This window comes from Streptomyces sp. NPDC090445, from assembly GCF_044769385.1.
In the GTDB taxonomy this organism is placed as follows: domain Bacteria; phylum Actinomycetota; class Actinomycetes; order Streptomycetales; family Streptomycetaceae; genus Streptomyces.
In genome coordinates, this window is the sequence record NZ_JBIVXV010000031.1 from 1 (window position 1) to 16,756 (window position 16,756).

General features: G+C 70.6%; 18 protein-coding genes and 2 pseudogenes. 7 read left to right on the top strand and 13 right to left on the bottom strand.

Features of this window, described 5'->3' with window-relative positions:
• Positions 1-62 precede the first annotated feature (62 nt).
• The 4 genes and pseudogenes from ACIQUT_RS34215 to ACIQUT_RS34230 form a co-directional block, all read right to left on the bottom strand.
• A pseudogene (locus tag ACIQUT_RS34215) lies at positions 63-377 on the bottom strand (IS110 family transposase); the annotation flags it as partial.
• Positions 378-462: 85 nt separating this feature from the next.
• Entirely contained in the window at positions 463-894 is a 432-nt protein-coding gene (locus ACIQUT_RS34220; RefSeq protein ID WP_403568801.1) for a hypothetical protein, read from the bottom strand.
• A 236-nt stretch (positions 895-1,130) separates the two neighbouring features.
• Positions 1,131-2,012, bottom strand: a complete 882-nt coding sequence (locus tag ACIQUT_RS34225; RefSeq protein ID WP_403568803.1) for an LLM class flavin-dependent oxidoreductase — start codon at positions 2,010-2,012, stop codon at positions 1,131-1,133.
• Positions 2,009-2,935, bottom strand: coding sequence for an NmrA/HSCARG family protein (locus ACIQUT_RS34230; RefSeq protein WP_403568805.1), 927 nt, complete (start codon positions 2,933-2,935; stop codon positions 2,009-2,011). The genes ACIQUT_RS34225 and ACIQUT_RS34230 overlap by 4 nt, the downstream gene beginning before the upstream one ends.
• Before the next feature lie 111 nt (positions 2,936-3,046).
• Here ACIQUT_RS34230 and ACIQUT_RS34235 point away from each other — a divergent pair, with 111 nt between their 5' ends.
• Entirely contained in the window at positions 3,047-3,625 is a 579-nt protein-coding gene (locus ACIQUT_RS34235; RefSeq protein WP_403568807.1) for a TetR/AcrR family transcriptional regulator, read from the top strand.
• 172 nt (positions 3,626-3,797) lie between these two features.
• On the opposite strand, the gene ACIQUT_RS34240 is transcribed toward ACIQUT_RS34235, so the two are convergent.
• The 4 genes from ACIQUT_RS34240 to ACIQUT_RS34255 form a co-directional block, all read right to left on the bottom strand.
• Complete coding sequence (locus ACIQUT_RS34240) at positions 3,798-4,319, bottom strand: hypothetical protein (protein ID WP_403568809.1); 522 nt, start codon at positions 4,317-4,319, stop codon at positions 3,798-3,800.
• The gene (locus ACIQUT_RS34245) at positions 4,316-6,814 is read right to left on the bottom strand and encodes a hypothetical protein (RefSeq protein WP_403568811.1); all 2,499 of its coding nucleotides are present in this window, start codon (positions 6,812-6,814) and stop codon (positions 4,316-4,318) included. Before ACIQUT_RS34245 ends, ACIQUT_RS34240 begins: the two co-directional genes overlap by 4 nt.
• The gene (locus ACIQUT_RS34250) at positions 6,811-7,980 is read right to left on the bottom strand and encodes a tyrosine-type recombinase/integrase (protein WP_403568812.1); all 1,170 of its coding nucleotides are present in this window, start codon (positions 7,978-7,980) and stop codon (positions 6,811-6,813) included. Before ACIQUT_RS34250 ends, ACIQUT_RS34245 begins: the two co-directional genes overlap by 4 nt.
• Positions 7,981-8,197: 217 nt before the next feature.
• Positions 8,198-8,569, bottom strand: a complete 372-nt coding sequence (locus ACIQUT_RS34255) for a hypothetical protein (RefSeq protein WP_403568813.1) — start codon at positions 8,567-8,569, stop codon at positions 8,198-8,200.
• Positions 8,570-8,834: 265 nt separating this feature from the next.
• Here ACIQUT_RS34255 and ACIQUT_RS34260 point away from each other — a divergent pair.
• Positions 8,835-9,416, top strand: a pseudogene (locus tag ACIQUT_RS34260) (IS5 family transposase); the annotation flags it as partial.
• Between the two features lie 116 nt (positions 9,417-9,532).
• On the opposite strand, the gene ACIQUT_RS34265 reads toward ACIQUT_RS34260, so the two are convergent.
• Positions 9,533-10,024 (bottom strand): MarR family winged helix-turn-helix transcriptional regulator, encoded by a 492-nt coding sequence (locus tag ACIQUT_RS34265; RefSeq protein WP_403568815.1) that lies wholly within the window; start codon positions 10,022-10,024, stop codon positions 9,533-9,535.
• Between the two features lie 58 nt (positions 10,025-10,082).
• Here ACIQUT_RS34265 and ACIQUT_RS34270 point away from each other — a divergent pair, with 58 nt between their 5' ends.
• Positions 10,083-11,207, top strand: a complete 1,125-nt coding sequence (locus tag ACIQUT_RS34270) for a hypothetical protein (protein ID WP_403568816.1) — start codon at positions 10,083-10,085, stop codon at positions 11,205-11,207.
• Positions 11,208-11,946: 739 nt separating this feature from the next.
• Here the strand turns inward: ACIQUT_RS34270 and ACIQUT_RS34275 are convergent.
• A complete protein-coding gene (locus tag ACIQUT_RS34275; protein ID WP_402380251.1) occupies positions 11,947-12,366 on the bottom strand; it encodes an arsenate reductase ArsC in 420 nt (139 codons plus the stop codon).
• A gap of 116 nt (positions 12,367-12,482) precedes the next feature.
• Here ACIQUT_RS34275 and ACIQUT_RS34280 point away from each other — a divergent pair, with 116 nt between their 5' ends.
• The 3 genes from ACIQUT_RS34280 to ACIQUT_RS34290 are packed head-to-tail and all read left to right on the top strand — an operon-like array spanning position 12,483 to position 14,682.
• A complete protein-coding gene (locus ACIQUT_RS34280; protein ID WP_403568818.1) occupies positions 12,483-12,797 on the top strand; it encodes an ArsR/SmtB family transcription factor in 315 nt (104 codons plus the stop codon).
• A 41-nt stretch (positions 12,798-12,838) separates the two neighbouring features.
• A complete protein-coding gene (locus ACIQUT_RS34285) occupies positions 12,839-13,630 on the top strand; it encodes an aquaporin (RefSeq protein ID WP_403568820.1) in 792 nt (263 codons plus the stop codon).
• Positions 13,627-14,682 (top strand): ArsO family NAD(P)H-dependent flavin-containing monooxygenase, encoded by a 1,056-nt coding sequence (locus ACIQUT_RS34290; RefSeq protein WP_403568822.1) that lies wholly within the window; start codon positions 13,627-13,629, stop codon positions 14,680-14,682. The genes ACIQUT_RS34285 and ACIQUT_RS34290 overlap by 4 nt, the downstream gene beginning before the upstream one ends.
• Positions 14,683-14,776: 94 nt before the next feature.
• On the opposite strand, the gene ACIQUT_RS34295 is transcribed toward ACIQUT_RS34290, so the two are convergent.
• Positions 14,777-15,043, bottom strand: a complete 267-nt coding sequence (locus ACIQUT_RS34295) for a hypothetical protein (protein ID WP_403568824.1) — start codon at positions 15,041-15,043, stop codon at positions 14,777-14,779.
• Between the two features lie 22 nt (positions 15,044-15,065).
• On the opposite strand from ACIQUT_RS34295, the gene ACIQUT_RS34300 reads away from it, so the two are divergent.
• Positions 15,066-15,872, top strand: a complete 807-nt coding sequence (locus ACIQUT_RS34300; protein WP_403568826.1) for a hypothetical protein — start codon at positions 15,066-15,068, stop codon at positions 15,870-15,872.
• A gap of 15 nt (positions 15,873-15,887) precedes the next feature.
• Here ACIQUT_RS34300 and ACIQUT_RS34305 read toward each other — a convergent pair whose 3' ends face one another.
• Both ACIQUT_RS34305 and ACIQUT_RS34310 read right to left on the bottom strand, forming a co-directional pair.
• On the bottom strand, positions 15,888-16,385 hold the full coding sequence (locus ACIQUT_RS34305; RefSeq protein WP_403568827.1) for a GNAT family N-acetyltransferase: 498 nt from the start codon (positions 16,383-16,385) through the stop codon (positions 15,888-15,890).
• Positions 16,382-16,750 (bottom strand): ArsR/SmtB family transcription factor, encoded by a 369-nt coding sequence (locus ACIQUT_RS34310; RefSeq protein WP_403568829.1) that lies wholly within the window; start codon positions 16,748-16,750, stop codon positions 16,382-16,384. The genes ACIQUT_RS34305 and ACIQUT_RS34310 overlap by 4 nt, the downstream gene beginning before the upstream one ends.
• Between the last annotated feature and the right edge of the window lie 6 nt (positions 16,751-16,756).

Genomic DNA, 16,756 nt, shown 5'->3' on the forward strand with positions numbered 1-16,756 from the left:
GCGGAGATCACCTTTACCATCACCACAGCCACCGACCGAACACGACGATGGCGAACCTAAACTTCCCGGTATTGGGTCTTGCCCTCGCCGCGGTAACCGTCGGACGCCCGGTTCACCAGGCGTCCGGGCATGTAGAGGACCTCCTGGCCGTGGCCGACGAGCAGGGCCAGCAGCAGCGCGGGCTCCCCGCCGGTCATGTCGATCGCCCAGGTGGCCTCGCGGCCGTCGGCCAGGTCCAGGACATCCCCGATCAGCTTCAGCAGCTCGGGCTCGTCGTTGGCGACCCGCCGCGACAACAGCGTCTTGCCCTCCGCGTCCAGGGCGAGGCCGTGATGGTGCCCCTTGCCGCTGTCGATCCCCACCCATATCCGGCTCATCGCGCTCCTGACGTCCTTGTTCGTGCTGCTCGTACCACGGACGACCTCGCCGGCATTGCTCTACACAGCGACTTGTTCGCACTTCCTAATCGGCGGCCGAGTCGTCGTGGGGTACCGGGTGTCGGCGGCGTCGCATCCGGTGCACGCTGTCGTGCCCGGCCGGCACCCCTGCGGCGTGCACGGTGGCGGCCCGGGCGCGGGTGCGGCCGTCCAGGACCCATGCCCAGGGTGCGGCGGGCACCGCCACAGTGGGGCCGGTCGCTGGCCGGCGGCGTGTGGGCACGGCGTCCAGGTCGACGCCGGGGAGGGGGCGGAGCTGCGCGGAGGTCACCCACGTTGCGTACTCGACCGGCTCGGCGCCGCCGCTGGCGGCGGTCTGCCAGAGCGGGACGCCGATGCGATACATCGACAAGCCGGTGTCGAGCTGCTGGCCTTCGTAGAGCCGTACGCGCTCGATCTCCTGCCTGTCCGGCAGGAGACGCGTGATCGGTACGGGTGGTGGTGCGGGTTCGGTCACGGTCAGGGGCGGGCGATCTGCTCCTGCCGGGCCTGCTGGCACGACGCGCAGAGCGAGTTCTCTGGGGGAGGCTCTGTGGTGTGAGCCGCGGTGATGGTGGTTTATGCAGCTCAGCGATGGTGTGGTGAACACTAGCCGGTGCGACAGGTGTGGCGCTATCGCTGATGCGAGTGACCTTGAGCTGGCCGATTTCAAGGCGCCGTGCTCGTGCCGTGTGCCTGTGCGGGCGTGACGGGTCAGACGGGTAGGTGCACGGCGAGTTGCTCCCACTGCCGTACGGGCGGGGCGTGGGGTGTGGTGGTGACCAGGTGGAGGCTGACGTGGTCGGCTCCGGCGTCGAAGTGCTCTTCGACGCGGCGGGCGATGTCCTCGGCACGGCCGTGGGCTACCAGTGCGTCGACCAGATGGCTGTCGAGCGCGTCCGGGTTTGCGTGTCCGATTCCACGCAGCAGGTCGCGGCGGTTCGGCAGCGCGGCTGCGGCGGCGGTGTGGGCCAGGCTGGCGGTGTCCGCGCGGTCGTAGCTGAGCACGCAGAGCTGTGTCACGGCCAACAGGGCGTCGTCTCCGAGGACGTTCCTGGCTGTCCGGGTGTACTCGACGGGCATGCCAAGCACCGTCGCGCCCCGGGCGTGCTCGCCGGCGAGCACGAGCATGTCGCGGTCCAGGGCTGCTACTACCCGGTTCGGTGAGGCGGCCGTGCTCGGTAGCCCGAACGAGGCGTTGTCCAGTGCGTCGAGGTAGGTACGCATAGTGGCCAGAGCCGGGCCGGAACGGTGGCCGCGGATGTCCTCGGCCAGGCTGGGGTGGCTCTCCCACAGGCCGAGCAGGAACCGTCCGGGGAATGCCTCCTCCAGGGTGCGCTGCGCGGCGGCGGCCGTGACCGGGTCGCGGGCGTAGATGTCGGTCATGCCGGAGGCCACGGTGATGTGCCGGGTGGCGGCCAGGAGGATCGCGGCCTGTGTCATGGCCTCGCGCCCCGTGAGCTCGGGGAACCACAGTGTGCCGAAGCCGAGGTCCTCGACCATGCCTGCAGCCTTACGGACCTCGGGTGCGGAGAGGTAGTCGAAGTCCGCCGCCCAGATTCCGACGCGCCCGAGGTCGTGAGCGCGGGCGCTCATCCCTCCTGCCCGGTGGTGTCCGCGGAGTCGAGGAACGCGGCGATCTGGGACGCGCCGGTGCGCTCCAGCCACATGCGGAAGTCCATCGTGCCGGGGTGGATCTCCCGGGTGGCGGGTATGTCCGCGCGGTAGCCGTGTCCGTTGAGCCACTCGTTGGCGTAGGCGAAGTCCTCGCTCAGGGCCCGTATCGCGTCGATCGGGATCTGAACGTAGGGCAGGGGCATGCCGAGTGCCTCCCCGATGGCCGATGCGATCTGAACCGGCGTGAGTTCGTCCCCGGCCAGGGAGACGGCCCGACCGATCCACCCCTTGGGCTGGGAGAACGCCAGCGCGGTGACTGCGCCGACATCGTCGACGGCCATGATCTGCTGGGGGACCTCCGGCGCGAGCCCGGTGGACAGGCTTCCGTTCCGCAGCGCGTATCCGCCGGTGAAGTTCTCCATGAAGGACACCGGCCGCAGGATCGTCGCGGGCAGGCCGAGCGCGGCGATGTGCTGCTCGATCCGCCACTTGCTGACCAGGTTCACGGGCAGCTTCTCCTCAAGGTGCCGGTCCGCTTCGGCGACCGAGGTGAAGACGAAGTGCCCGATGCCCGCGGCGTGCGCGGCCTCGGCGACGTTCACTCCCCAGCGGACCTCGTCGTCGGCGGAGAAGTCCGGGGCGGTGCCGGGCGAGCCGACGGTGGGCTGGACACTGAACAACCCCCAGGCGCCCTCGGCCGCGGCGGTCAGTGAGGCGACGTCCTCCATCTGCGCTTGGACCACCTGTGCGCCGGCCTGCGCCAGCTCTGTGGCCTGCAGGCCATCCGGGTCGCGCGTCAGTGCGCGCACCTGCCAGCCGTCGCGGAGCAGGTGATGGGTCACCGCTCTGCCCTGCAGGCCGGTCGCACCCGCCACCACGACGGTCTTTTTCGTCAGTTTCACGGTCATCTCCATCGAGTCCAGACGGAGCGCCCCGTAAGTGGGGTGGCCCTCCGTTTCTCGTTCGCTACGATATGGAGGACCACCCCGTTTATCAAGCCGTCAGGAGTGCACGTGCTCAAGGACGCCGCCGCCCCGCCCGGTCGGCCGATGCGCGCCGACGCCCGCCGCAACGCCGAGAAGATCGTGGCCGCAGCCGGGGCCGTGATCGCCGAGCACGGCGCCGACGCCTCCCTGGAGGAGGTCGCCCGCCGTGCCGGAGTCGGCTCGGCCACCCTGCACCGCCACTTCCCCTCCCGGCAGGCACTCCTGGAGGCGGTCTTCAAGGACCGGGTGGAGGCCCTGTGCGCGAAAGCGGACCGCCTCCTCGCCGAACCCGACCCCGGACAGGCGCTGACCACCTGGCTTCACGCCGTCGGCGCGCACGCCGTGGCCAACCGGGGCCTGGGGGCCTCGCTGATGCGGGACGGCGACCCCGGGCTGGGCGAAACCTGCCACGACATGATCACCGCCGCCGGAGACGCCCTCCTCGCACGCGCTCAAACGGCAGGTGCCGTGCGCGCCGGCATCACCATTGCCCCACTGCTGAAGCTCGTCGGCGCCATCGCGCTGGCCACCGAGCAAGAGACTGACGGCCCGGCCGAGGCAAGCCTCCTGCTGTCGATCGCCATCGACGGCGTACGCACGCACTGACCCGGTTCCCACAAACCGTTGATACCTCTTCGAGCTTGAGAGGTAGCGGCCACAGGCATCCAAAGCCTCAGCCGTAGCTGCGTCCGACCAGGTACGTGGGGGCCTGGACCGCCGAACTCTGGCCCTGTGAATGCGGAAGTGCCGGGTCAGAGTCCGGCGGCTCCGGGCACCGTCATCCACGTTGGTTCAGGGCACGGGTGAGGTCGCGGTTGGCTGCTCGGGCAGCGCCGAGTTCGACATCACGTTCCTCCAGAGCCCGGGTCAGTTCGACGTTGCGTTGTTCGAGTCGGGTGATCTGGCTGTGGAGCTCAGCGACATCGGATGGTGCCCCGAGCCCGGATGCCTTCCAGGCTTCATCGCCGAGTGCTTTCGACAGGCGCACTTCGAGCTGATGGACGAGGGCGGCCAGACGTGCGCTGCGCGCGGTCGCGTTGGCCAGGTCGGCTTGCAACGATGCACGGGTCACGACGGGCCCGTTCCCCGGCTGCTTGGCCGGTTCGTGGGCCGCGGTGTGGAGCGCGTCGAGGAGGTCGCGATGGCGGTAGAGGAAGGTGCGGTCGACACGGGCGGCGCGGGCGATGGCTGAGGCGGTCAGTGGGCTTCCGTCGCGCCGTGCGGTGGTGATCGCGCGCGTCACACGGGCACGGCGGCGTTCGGTATCGGCCTGGCGGCCGTCGTTCATGGCTGTGGTCACGACGTGTGGATCCTTGAGGGCCGGACGTCGGGCAGGGGTTGGCCGACGCGGGGCATGCCGAGGTGGACGGTGCGCGAGCGGCGCACGAGGGTGACGGCCTGTTCGATCTGCGCGCGGTCCTCGGCGGTGAGCTGGTCGAGGTCGGAGCTGACGCGGTTGATGAGCCGGCGGACCCGGCTGATCTCCTCCTGCGAGGGCATGGCCTGGGTACGTGCCCATTCGTCGGCCTCGAACGCGGACATCAGCCGTTCCCGGCTGCGCAGCAGGTCGGCGAGGTGGGCTTGAAGGTCGGGGAGGTAGGAGACGTCGGTGGAGAAGTGCTCGCACCCCAGGCAGCGGAACCGCAGCGGGCAAGCGTGGCCGCCGGCGGCGACGTTGGAGGGTTCGCGGCAGACCCCGTACGGGGTGGCGACCTCCCCGATCGCGCGGCGCACGTGCTCGGAGTCCAGCAGGCTCTGCGCCTCCCTCCAGACCCGGTTGCCGTGCCGGTCGAACTGGAGGGCTGTGACCCGGTCGACGGCTTCGCGGCGCCGCTCGGCGCCGATGCGGTAGTAGCCCTGGGTGGTGGTGATGAGCCGGTGGTCCATCAGTTCCTTGAGGACGTCCGGCGGCACCCCGGCGTCGGCGTGCCGCTGGGCGTAGCAGTGCCGGTAGGCATAGGTGAAGATGCGTGCTCTGTCGAACGGCACCAGGTGCGTCACCCGGGTGCCAGCCTCCGTGGTGATGACTGGAACGGTGAGGTCTGGAAGCGAGTCCACCCACTTTCGGTGGGCGCTGGCGATGTCACTGACCGGCTTGGTGCCCTCGGGATTGGTCTTCGGCCGCGGCAACAGCTTCAGGCGGGCTGGTGCGACGTCGGGGAAGCGGGCGCGGACGCGTTGCTGCTGGCGTCGGATTACATCCGCGGTCTCGCCGCCGATGGGCAGGCGGCGGCCGAGCCGGTAGGCCTTGTGGTTGTCGTAGATCAGGACTGGGGATCCGTCGGGATCCGCGTCCAGGCAGTCCAGGGCAAGGGTGTAGATCTCGTCGGGGCGGCGACCGGTGTCGATGAGGAGTTCGGTCGCCACGCGCGTCTCGGTGTTGCTCATTGCCTCCAGACGGTCGAGGTTCGCGCACAGGACACGCATCACCTCCTCGGGCAGGTCCCGGCCGGCTTCGGTGTCCTCCGGCTCGTCGGGCATGTCCTCCGGCCAGAGGGCGAAGTCGACCGGCATGCCCTCCAACAGACCGCCCGGCCCGGCCAGGCCCAGGGTGCGAAACCGGAGCAGGACCCGGCGGACGAACCGGGTGAATGCCAGACGCCGGGACGCGCTCAGCTTCCCGCTCGCGGTCAGGTGTCCCATGCGGTTGGTGAACGCGACGATGTCGCCCCGACCCCACCCGGCCGGGTCCTCCCCGCGATCCGGGCGCTGGAGACGCAGGCTCTCGGACAGCATCGCCACCGCCGCCACGACCGCGCGGGCGTGGTGAACGGCGTTCTTGTTGCGGCGACGCGGCAGATCGGCGTAGACCCAAACCTTCATCGCCTCCCGCAGCGCCGACTGCGTGATCGCGGTGAACGGCACCGTGCTCGTGTGCCCGAACACGGCCATGTCCCACACGTCCTTGACCCGCTCCGTCTCCGGCGTGCTGTTCAACCGGCCAAGCGCCACCTGTGCAGCACGGATCATCGTGGCCTGCTCACGGCCGAACCCCACCGCTTCAGGGTCGGCCACCCGTACCAAGCTGCTGGGCTGCAGAACGCGCAGCCGGTCGTAGAGCGGCCGCAGGCACTCGGGCCGCAGCTTGTAGCCCTTCTCGACCCGGGACCACAACGCGTAGAGGGCCTCGGCGACCAGCCGGTCCGGCAGACCCCTCAGGCTCACCTCCCGCGTGGGGGAGATCGCCCTCTCCGTCCGCCGCCACCATGCCTCGTCGAACCCGGGTTCATTACGGATCACGCGCAGGCGCTTCGTGTGGGTCTTGCAATACGGATGCTTGCTGCCGACCCGGTCGAGGTAACAGGCGGCGATCAGGCACGGGCCGAACCCGGCAAGGCCCACGACCCGCGGGTGAGCCAAGAACTCCTCCAGCCCGATCCCGCCCAGCGCCTGTGTCCGCTGGAGGCGATGCGTCGCGCACAGCATGGCGGCGGCGGTGTCCCGGGGCCGCTCGCACCGGGAAACAGCACACGGCTGCTGCCCCGCACCCGTGGAGACGGTCTTCGGAATGCGGCGGAACTCCTCCAACGGCAGGTCGGTCTTGCTCCACCGCTCTACGCAGCCTCGGCACATCGGGTGCGTGAAGACCGTGATGGCCAGCGGGCAATTCGGTACTGGGCAGTCCGCCAGGCCGATCACCGGATGCACTCGGGGAAAGGTGATCACCCGGCGCTTCCAGCACCAGCCCAGCATCTCCAGGAACTTAGGATCAAGGGCGTCAACGATCTCCTCGAAGCGCGCATCACCCGCCGGTGTCTCGACCGCAGGCCACACGGGCACCGTCTCGGCCGTCACCGGCTCTCCTCCTGCCCGCCGATGGCACGCGGAGTCGGGACCCGCTCGACAGCCGCCCGCACCCGGCCCGGATCAGGAAACCGGTAAGGCCCCGAGGAGTCTGGGCTCCGCTGCCCCAGCAGGGCCTGCACCTCGTCAGGCGTACCGCCCGCGTCCGCAACGTTCGACCCGAACGCCCGCCGGGCCATATGCGGACCCACCCGTCGGCCCAGCCCTGCCCGTGCTCCGAGCCGCTCGAAGAGCTCCCCGATCGCCTCCGGCGACATTGGCGCCCCCAGCGGCACCCGGAACAGATTCACCAGCAGGAAGTCGCTGCCCCCATCTCCCCGCAGCCGGTGCCGCTCCTCGTAATACAGGTCGAACGCCGACACCGTCAGGAAGTCCAGCGGCGCCACCCACGAGTGCCGAGACTTCGACCAGGCCCCGTTGGAGTTCTCCCGCCGCCGCACATGCACATGCGCCCCTGGGTGCTCGCAGCCTAGTGCTCGGGAGTCCGGCAGCAGATGCACGTCACTGCGCCGCAGTCCGGCGGCCTGGCCGCGCCGCAGGCCCACCCGCCCGAGCAGCAGCACGACCAGCCGGTCCCGCGCGCTGCGGCACGCGACGAACATCGCCACCAGTTCGGCGTCGGCCGCCCGGTCCACCTCGGCGACCGGCTCCCGAAGACGGTGAACTGGTCGCAGCCGGTAGAACAGACCTCCGTCTTCGCCCGTGGCCTCTGCCGGGAGATCTCGGCTGTCGGCGAGCTCGTAGATCTGCCCCAGCACCCCACGCGGTGCCTCACCAGCAGTGACTGCGTACGACAGCAGCCCCCGCACCGCGACCAGCACCCGGTTGATTCGCCGCTCTCCCCGCACCGGGGAAGCCCCCGGACCGGGCTGCACCACCGATACCACCCCGTCCCGGGCAGCCGGGGTGTACTTCAGCCAGACCATGAACAGGCCCAGATCCCGGCCTGCATCGGGCCACTGCCGACCCGTAGACCTGCACCACCTCAAGTACAGGGCGACCCCGCCAGCGTACGACTTCGTCGTCAGCTCGGCTCGGTCACGGCCGAAACGAAGGTTCCGCAGCCAGTGATCGGCGACGGGGACGACCTCTAGGTCGTCATCAAGGACCGTCCAGTACGTCGCCCCGGACGGCATCACTACGGGAAACGCCCGCATCAGTAACTCCTGCTTTGAGTCGTGCAACAACCCGCCGCAGAGCCACACCCCCCGAGAACGAGTCCCGAGAGCTCAACGAACCCACCTCACCCCACGTCACACCACAGCCGATCCACCCCCAGAGAAAGGGGGTTCCGGCCGTGGCCGTAGCGGCATGTCTGCTGGTGGCACCGGGCGCAGGGTCCGGACCACCGGCTGGCGGGCCGGCGGCGTCGAACTACGCCGCGCCGCCCGCACCCACACCAGCCCCGACGGAACGAGAGGCCGCAGCATGAGCGAGCAGACCACGCCACCTCTCGTGATAGAGCCTGACCAGCTCGGATGCCGGATGGGCGCGAGTATCGAGCAGGGTGGTCGCCAGGCAGTAGACGCCGGTGTGGGTCCCTGCCGTGGTGGCGATGGTGATCTCGCACTCGATGATGCGGACGTCTACTGGGCCGATCCTCGACAGGAATGGACCGTCGGGCAGCCGGCGCAGGACAGGGGGGTTTGCGGATGGCGGAGAGCCGAACAGGAAGGCTGCGCCGGTGGCGGCGACTGCTTGGAGGAAGGCGTTGGTGGCGAAGCCGCGGTCCAGCAGAACGATCACGCCGGGGTTCAGGGAGCATGTCGGACGCTGTCCATGAGCGGTCTCACCTTGGGCGCGGGGGCCGAAGGCGGCATCGATGACGGCACGGGTGCTGCACGGGAACAGGGCGGTCAGACTGGTTGGAGCCCTTGCCCAGGGCCTGCCGGTGGCGGGCTCATCGGGTACGTCGAGGTAGTCGAGGTAGGTGCCGTCGGTCGCGACGACGAGCAGGCCGCTCCAGCGGGCCCCGGTGGTGCAAACACCCTTGACTTCACGGCTTTGGGCAAAAGGGGGAGGCCCGGAGGAGCAGAGCGGACAGGACGAGCGTCGACGCGTCCGACGGCGCCGCAAGCTCCGGCTGAAGGAAGCCCTGCTCGGCGGGTCCTGGGGCGGGTTGACCGGCAAGGTCCATCTGGTTGCGGACCGCAGCTGCCGTCCGCTCGCTTTCGTCCTGACTGCGGGGCAGGCCGCGGACGGCCCGCAGTTCATGCCCGTGCTGGGCAGGGTGCGGGTTCGTCTGCCCGCCGGCCATCCCCGCACCCGGCCCGGCGCGGTCGCCGCGGACAAGGCCTACGCGTCCCGCGGCAACCGCTCCTACCTGCGCAGGGGGAACGTCAAGGCGGTCATCCCGGAGAAGAAGGACCAGGCCGCCAACCGGAAGAAGGAGGGCGCAAGGGGCGGCCGGCCCGTCAGCCACGATGCCGATCTCTACAAGGAGCGGAACACCGTCGAGCGCCTGATCAACAAGCTGAAGGCCTGGCGAGGGATCGCCACCCGTTGCGACAAGGCGCCCGAGAGCTATCTCGCCGGCCTCCACCTCCGCGCCGCAATGATCTGGATCGACGACCTCCTGAGGGCCGCCGACTGATCGCAACATCACACAGGCCCTGGAACACAAGGTGACCTGGGGCTTTTATGTTGCCTAGACCTCTCGGTGCCGGCTTCGGCATCCAGCGCTCGCCCGCGGCAGCGCGCACGACACGCTCACTTCTGCACTTCGCGGACCCAGGCCGTGAGCCCTGTCAGGAATCCCGCCCTTTCGTCGGGCGACAGCCCCTCCAGCGCGCGTAGCAGCGGCTCGGTCCTCCGGACGATGAAGGCTTCGAGCGGCAGGCGGTGTTCCTCGGCCAAGGACACCAGGACGCGGCGGCGGTTCGTCGGATCCTCGGCCCGATCCACGATGCCGGCCCGGCTCAGGGCTCCGACCAGTTCGCTGGCGGTGGACAGTGACACCTGAAGCCGTCGGGCGATCTCGCTGACGGTCAGTGGCCGTCCGGCCAGCAACTGGGGCAGTACGGCGCCGTGGCGCGGCGTCAGGCCATGCGCTTCCATGGCGCCTCGCAAGGGCTCTGGCATCAGATCCCGTACGACCGAACCGCGGAAGAACGGCTCCAGCAGCGGTACGAGACCGGCGACTTCGAGCTCGTCCGGGTTCGGCTTCCGTGACGCCTTCCCGGCGTTCTCGCTCTGCGGCATGCTACAAGTGTATATGGTTCTGATATCCAAACTGTTTGGCTAGCCGAAGGATTCTCCTATGCCGTCGATCAGCTACAGCGATGCCCTCAATGACGCCCTGGAACGCATGGACGACCTGGGGTACGAGCGAGGGCAGGGGGTGGATCTCGCCAACCACGGCCCGATGGGCGCCGAGGCACTCGCCCTGCTCGGACAAGTGGACGAAGTTGCCCGGTGGGTAGGGCGCTACCGGGAGGCGATGGAACACCACGAGCCCCCCGCCGCCCGCTTCGCCCTGGACCCCGCGGACGAGTCCTCGTGGCGTCCCGCCCTCGGCACTTTCCGGCGGGCCGGGGACTGGGAGCGGCTCTTCGTCCGCGAGCTGGCCGAGGCGCACTGGCGCGAGGTGCTCGTGCGCTGGTGGCCCCGTCTGCTTCCAGGGCTCTTTGCGGGTCTGACGCACGGGGTCATCCGCACCGCGCACGCCGTACGCGGCCTGTACGCGACCGGCGACGGAACCACAGCGCTCCAGCTGAAGGAACTGGCCCGGGGCTTGGCCTACTGGGCGGCCCGCTACAGCGAACTCCCCGGCCGCCCGCGACTGCACGGCCCCCACGAGCTGCACGAAGCGGTCGCCACGCTGCCCCGCGTACCGCTCGACGGCCCGCTGGGGCCGGATACCGCCCGCCACCGCCTGGACACGCTCGCCGAACTTCCCGGCTACGGCGAGTCCTTGGAGACGCTGGCACCGCAGCAGGCACCCCGGCTGCTGAGCGAGATGACGGTCCAGTTCGCCGATGTCTATCTCGGCCACCCCGAGGTGTACCCCGTCCCGCTGATCCACGGCGTCACGGCCCCCGCCGCCGTCCGCCTCGTACTCCCTCATCTACCGCACGAGCTGCACGAGCCGACGCTGGCCCGGCTCTGGCAGGTGCAGTCGGCGTTCCTGCTCGCCTTCACCTCGGACCGGCGCGACGAGGGAAGGGCGGCCTGGCAGTCGGAGATACCGGATCTGCCCCCACTGGACGAGCTGGGGGCCCGCGCCGCCGAGCACGGCGACGAGCACGTCATCAAGTTCACCGAAGCGTGCCTGCGCGAATACGCCCTGCGGCCCGACCCGCGCTATCCGGCCGCCGCCTTCGCCGCGCAGCGGCGCATCACCCGCCTCGACGCCGGCGGCGGGGTCAGCGGAGCCGCGTCATGACGCACGGACTGCCCTGCCTGTCGACCGGCGAAGGACCACCGTTGATCGACTACTTGCCCTTGCGACGGGCAGCACGGCCGTAGCCGTTGCGGTGCAGGGAGCCCCCTGAGCGGGTCTGCCCCTGGCCGTGCTCTCACTCGCCGTCCTGTGCGCCCCGGTGCGGCACTCGTCGGACCTTCGCCGGGCAGGTAGCCGATCTGACCGTGAGGTACGGCCGCCGCACGGTCGTCCTCGCCGAGATCGTGCAGGCGATCGCGTTGGCCCTGGCCGGGCGGGTCGGCGCCCGGCTGGCGGCCGTCCCGAACATCCGGATCAGCAGAACCACCCTGCTCAACGTGGTCATGGCGACACCCGACCCGGCGCCGACTGCGCCCCGTGTGCTGGGCGTCGACGACTTCGCGACCCGCCGGGGCCGACGGTATGGCACCGTGCTCGTCAATCTGGACTCCCATCGCGTCCTGGACCTGCTCCCCGGGCGGGAGAGCGCCCCTGGTCGCCTGGCTGGCAGCTCATCCAGGCATCGAGGTGATCTGCCAGGACCGGGCCGGCGCCTACGCCGAAGCTGCGAACGCCGGGGCACCGCAGGCACAGCAGGTCGCCGACGCGCGGCACTTGTGGGACAACCTCGCCCACGCAGTCGAACGCACCGCAATCGCCCACCCTCCTGCCTCACCGGAGTCTTCGGTGGGGCAGGCCGTCGATGGCGTCGCCGTGCGGGCGTTGGCTGGGGCGGCCTGGGCTATGCCTGCTGCTTGGTGTCGATCTCGGCGATCAGGCCCTCGATGAGGGTCTTGATCTCGTCGCGGATGGGGCGGACGGCTTCGACGCCCTGGCCGGCGGGGTCTTCGAGCTGCCAGTCGAGGTAGGTCTTGCCCGGGAAGTACGGGCAGGCGTCGCCGCAGCCCATGGTGATGATGTAGTCGGAGGCCTGTGCGGCTTCGGGGGTGAGGACCTTGGGGGTCTGGTCGGAGATGTCGATGCCGAGTTCGGCCATCGCGGCGACGGCGGAGGGGTTGATCCGGTCGCCGGGCATGGATCCGGCGGAGCGGACCTCGACGCGGTCGCCAGCGAGGTGGCGCAGGAAGCCTGCGGCCATCTGGGAGCGCCCGGCGTTGTGGATGCAGACGAACAGCACGGACGCGAGCGGGGTGGCGGACATCGGCTCTTCCTTCGTGAGCGGGCGGCCGTCGGCACGCCGGGGGGACGAGACGCGCATCGGCCAAACAGTTCAGTTCAGGCTGGCATCAGCCTCGGATGATGTGACAGTATCAGCGCATGCTGACGTCAGTCGACACTGAACTGATCCGGGTGCTGGCCGACCCGCTCCGGCTCAAGATCGTGACTCTCCTCGCGCAGGAGACGCTGTGCACCACCCACCTCGTGGAGGAGACGGGCGCGAAGCAGACGAACCTCTCCAACCACATGAAGGTGCTTCGCGAGGCGGGGGTCGTGGACACGGAGCCGTGCGGGAGGTTCATCTACTACCGCCTGCGCCCGGAAGTCCTGGAGGCGCTCGCCGGCCAGTTCGCCGGCCTCGCCCAAACCGCGCGTGCCACCGCCGAGGCGAACCTCAAGCGGTCCTGCCCCTGACCTTCCGCGTCCTGCCGCACCTGCCCGAGGAGAACTCCGCCTTGACCGCCACCGAACCCGCCACGAGTGACGCCATAGCCGTCGGCCCGGCGCCGCAGCCCGCACCGGGCGCGTCCCCTCCGAGCAAGCCGCTCCTCGCCCGGGCGGCCGCCGAGCTGGTCGGGACCGCCGCTCTGGTCGCGATCGTGGTCGGCTCCGGCATCCAGGCCACCGAGCTGACCGACGACGTCGCGCTGCAGCTGCTGGCCAACTCCACCGCCACCGTCTTCGGCCTCGGCGTCCTGATCGTTCTCCTCGGCCCGGTCTCCGGCGCCCACTTCAACCCCGCGGTCAGCCTCGCCGAGTGGTGGACCGCCCGCCGCGGCGGCCCGGGCGTCACCGGCCGCGAGCTCGCCGTCTACGTCCCCGCCCAGATCGCCGGTGCGATCGCGGGCGCGATCCTGGCGGACGCGATGTTTGGGCAGCCGCTGGTGAAGTGGTCCACGCACGACCGGTCGGCGGGCAACCTCCTGCTGGGCGAGGTGGTGGCCACCGCAGGCCTGGTCCTGCTGATCTTCGGTCTCGCCCGCACCGATCGGCTGCGGTTCGCCCCCGTCGCGGTCGCCTCCTACATCGGTGCCGCGTACTGGTTCACCTCCTCCACCTCCTTCGCCAACCCCGCCGTCACGATCGGCCGCGCATTCACCGACACCTTCGCCGGGATCGCCCCGTCCTCGGTCGCGGGATTCATCGCCATGCAGCTGCTCGGTGCCGTCGCCGGCCTGAGCCTGGTCGCCCTGATCTTCACCAACACCAAGCAGGACCAGAGCGCCGGGGAGCCCTCGCCCCGATGACACAGCGCACTCAGGTGGTGGTGATCGGCGGCGGCCAGGCCGGGCTCGCCGCCGGCTACCACCTGCGCCGCCTCGGCACCGAGCACGTCGTCCTCGACGCCCAGGCGGCACCCGGCGGGGCCTGGCAGCACATGTGGGACTCGCTGCGACTGTTCTCCCCGGCCGCCTACTCCTCTCTGCCCGGCCGGCTCATGCCCCTCCAGGAAGGACAGCCCCACCCCGACGCCGGGCACGTGGCCGCCTACCTCGCGGACTACGAGGAGCGCTACGAACTCCCCGTTCAGCACGGCGTGCAGGTCGAGGCGGTGCGGGACGAGGGCCGTCTGCTGCGCGTGGAAACGGACGCCGGTGTCTGGCGGGCCCGCGCGGTGATCAACGCGACCGGCACGTGGACACGGCCCTTCCTCCCAGCCGTCGAAGGCCGCCGGGAGTTCGCGGGCCGCCAGCTCCACACCGTCCACTACGCAAACCCGGCCGAGTTCGCCGGACAGCGGGTGATCGTGGTCGGCGGAGGCAACTCCGGCGCGCAGATCGCCGCCGACCTCACCGGCCACGCCGAGGTCACCTGGGTGACCAGGCGCCCTCCGCGGTACCTGGCCGACGACATCGACGGCCGGTCCCTCTTCGACGCGGCGACCGCCCGCCGCCGGGCCCTCGACGAAGGCCGCCCCGACACCGGCGGCGTCGCCTCGCTCGGCGACATCGTCGCCGTGCCCCCGGTCCGCGCCGCACGCGACGCCGGACTCCTCACCGCCCGCGCGATGTTCACCCGCCTCACCGCGACGGGAGCCGAATGGGCGGACGGCACCCGCCAGGACGCGGGCGCGGTCATCTGGGCCACCGGCTTCCGGCCCGCCCTCGCACACCTCGCCGGCCTGGGCCTACGCGGCACCCGCGGCCGCATCGCCACCGTCGGTACCCGCGCGGCCGACGATCCGCGGCTGCACTTCCTCGGCTACGGCGACTGGACCGGCCCGGCATCCGCCACCCTGATCGGCGTGGGCCGCACCGCCCGCGAAGCCGCTCGGGAGATCGCCCTGCCGATCCGCTGACAGGCGAATCGGAAAATCCCTGCACCGCCGACAGCCGGCGGCGTGGGGCATGCCCGACTTCGTCTTCCGGCAGGCGGCCCACGCCGCGAAGGGCTCAGGAGTGCGCGAGCAGGGCGACTGCCTGCTGTCGGCCGGCGGTCGTGGCGCGATGGTTCAGGTCAAGGCCCGCACGATCACCCCCAAGTCGGACGACCGCGAAGCCGTCTGGATTCAGAAGGTGGCCACCGAGGCCATGCACCAGGCCAAGGGCACCGTCCGGCAACTGCGCCTGCTGCCGGCCGAGATGGTCAACGGGCGCGGCAGGACCCTGCTCGTGGACGGGAACGCGTTCGAGTGGATCGCCGTGTTCCTGCTCGACCACCCACGGGTTCCGGAGGGGGGGCGTGGCCTCCTGGGCGCCCCTGGGCGTGCCCGCCATCGCGCTCACCCGACGCGACTGGGACTTCCTCTGCGATCAGCTGCGCTCCACCACCGCCGTGCTCGACTACCTCTCCCGGGCTGCCGCTGAATCCCCGGTGCCCCTCGGTGACGAACCGGTGCGCTACTACGAGTTCGCCGCGGCCGATGCCGAGGCGCAGCCCGCGAAGATGGACACCGACCGCATCGGCGCGGGCGGGACGCTGTTCTCCGCGCCCCTGCTCCCGCAAGCGCCGGCCGGAGACGACGGCACCCGCGCCCACCAGATGGTCCGCCTGGTGCTGGAGGACGTGGCGCTCAGCCCTCTGGACGGCCTGCTGACGGAGGCCAACCGCTTCACGGTCCTGTCCGACCTCGACCGTCTGCCCGTCTCCGCCCGCGCCGAGTGGGGCCACTTGCTGCTGGACATGCTCCACGACGTGCCCGAGGTCCACGCCGAGCACGTCACATGGCGGTTCCGGCGCGTGCTGGACCAGACCCTCGCCCAGCAGCTCATCGTCGGCGCCGCCACCCGCTTCGGGCGCGACATCCAGGTCGCCTTCACGGCCTTCGTGCAGCTCAGGCACCACGAAGTCTCCATCAGAACGGGCCGCCGCCAGGAGTCCTCGGCGATCGGTGTCCTGCTCACCCCGCGACACGACGGCACCCGGCCGTGGGACACCAGCGTGGTCCGCGTTCACGGAGACCTGGAGCTGACCGAGGACGACCTGCGCGTCTACCGCGAGACGTGGGACCGCACGACGGCGGACGCGGCCGTTGTCGAAGACGCGTAGCCGTCCGCTCGTCGTTCACTCCACGAGCGTGCTGCGGCGCTCCAGCAGGATCACGTCCCGCCACGTGCCATGGTGGCGGCCGATGCGTTCGCGGGTGCCGATGACGCGGAAGCCGGCGCGCTGGTGGAGGGCGAGGCTGGCGGTGTTCTCGGGGAAGATCCCGGACTGGATGGTCCAGATCCCGGCGGCCTCGGTGGAGGCGATCAGGGCGTCCAGGAGTGCGCGGGCGACTCCCCGGCCGCGGGCGTCGGGGTGGACGTAGACGGAGTGCTCGACCACGCCCGCGTACGCGCACCGGTCCGAGACGGCGCTCGCCGCCACCCACCCCAGCACCCGCCCGTCGCCATCGAGGGCGACGAACCGGTGGCCGGGCATCTTCGCCTTGTCGAACGCCGTCCACTCCGGCGCCCGCGTCTCGAAGGTGGCGTTGCCCTCGTCGATCCCGGCCTGGTAGATCGCCAGGACCTGATCGGCGTGCTCAGGCAGCAGCGCCTCGATCCGCACCTGGCTCACGCCGCCGCCTTCGCGGCGCCGGCCAGGAGCGCACCCATGGCTGCGAGAACGGCAGGCTCCACCCGGTAGTACACCCACGTTCCGCGGCGCTCGGAGGACAGCAGTCCGGCCTCCTTGAGCTTCTTGAGGTGGTGGGAGACGGTCGGCTGGGAGACGCCGACGTCGGAGATGTCGCAGACGCACGCCTCTCCGCCCTCGTGGGAGGCGACGGCGGAGAACAGGCGCAGGCGGACCGGGTCGCCGAGGGCCTTGAACATCTTCGCCGCGACCTCGGCCTCGTCCGCGGACATGGGGCGCTCGTTCAGCGGAGGGCAGCACGCGACGACGTCGGGCTCCAGCAGCGGCAGGACCTTCACATTCGACATACGTCT

Excerpts from the sequence above, each read along its gene's own strand:
- ACIQUT_RS34275 (WP_402380251.1), bottom strand. The coding sequence starts at position 12,366 with ATGTCCGCCACCCCGCTCGCGTCCGTGCTGTTCGTCTGCATCCACAAC.
- ACIQUT_RS34250 (WP_403568812.1), bottom strand. The coding sequence starts at position 7,980 with ATGCGGGCGTTTCCCGTAGTGATGCCGTCCGGGGCGACGTACTGGACG.
- ACIQUT_RS34290 (WP_403568822.1), top strand. The coding sequence starts at position 13,627 with ATGACACAGCGCACTCAGGTGGTGGTGATCGGCGGCGGCCAGGCCGGG.
- ACIQUT_RS34265 (WP_403568815.1), bottom strand. The coding sequence starts at position 10,024 with ATGCCGCAGAGCGAGAACGCCGGGAAGGCGTCACGGAAGCCGAACCCG.
- ACIQUT_RS34280 (WP_403568818.1), top strand. The coding sequence starts at position 12,483 with ATGCTGACGTCAGTCGACACTGAACTGATCCGGGTGCTGGCCGACCCG.
- ACIQUT_RS34270 (WP_403568816.1), top strand. The coding sequence starts at position 10,083 with ATGCCGTCGATCAGCTACAGCGATGCCCTCAATGACGCCCTGGAACGC.
- ACIQUT_RS34225 (WP_403568803.1), bottom strand. The coding sequence starts at position 2,012 with ATGAGCGCCCGCGCTCACGACCTCGGGCGCGTCGGAATCTGGGCGGCG.
- ACIQUT_RS34310 (WP_403568829.1), bottom strand. The coding sequence starts at position 16,750 with ATGTCGAATGTGAAGGTCCTGCCGCTGCTGGAGCCCGACGTCGTCGCG.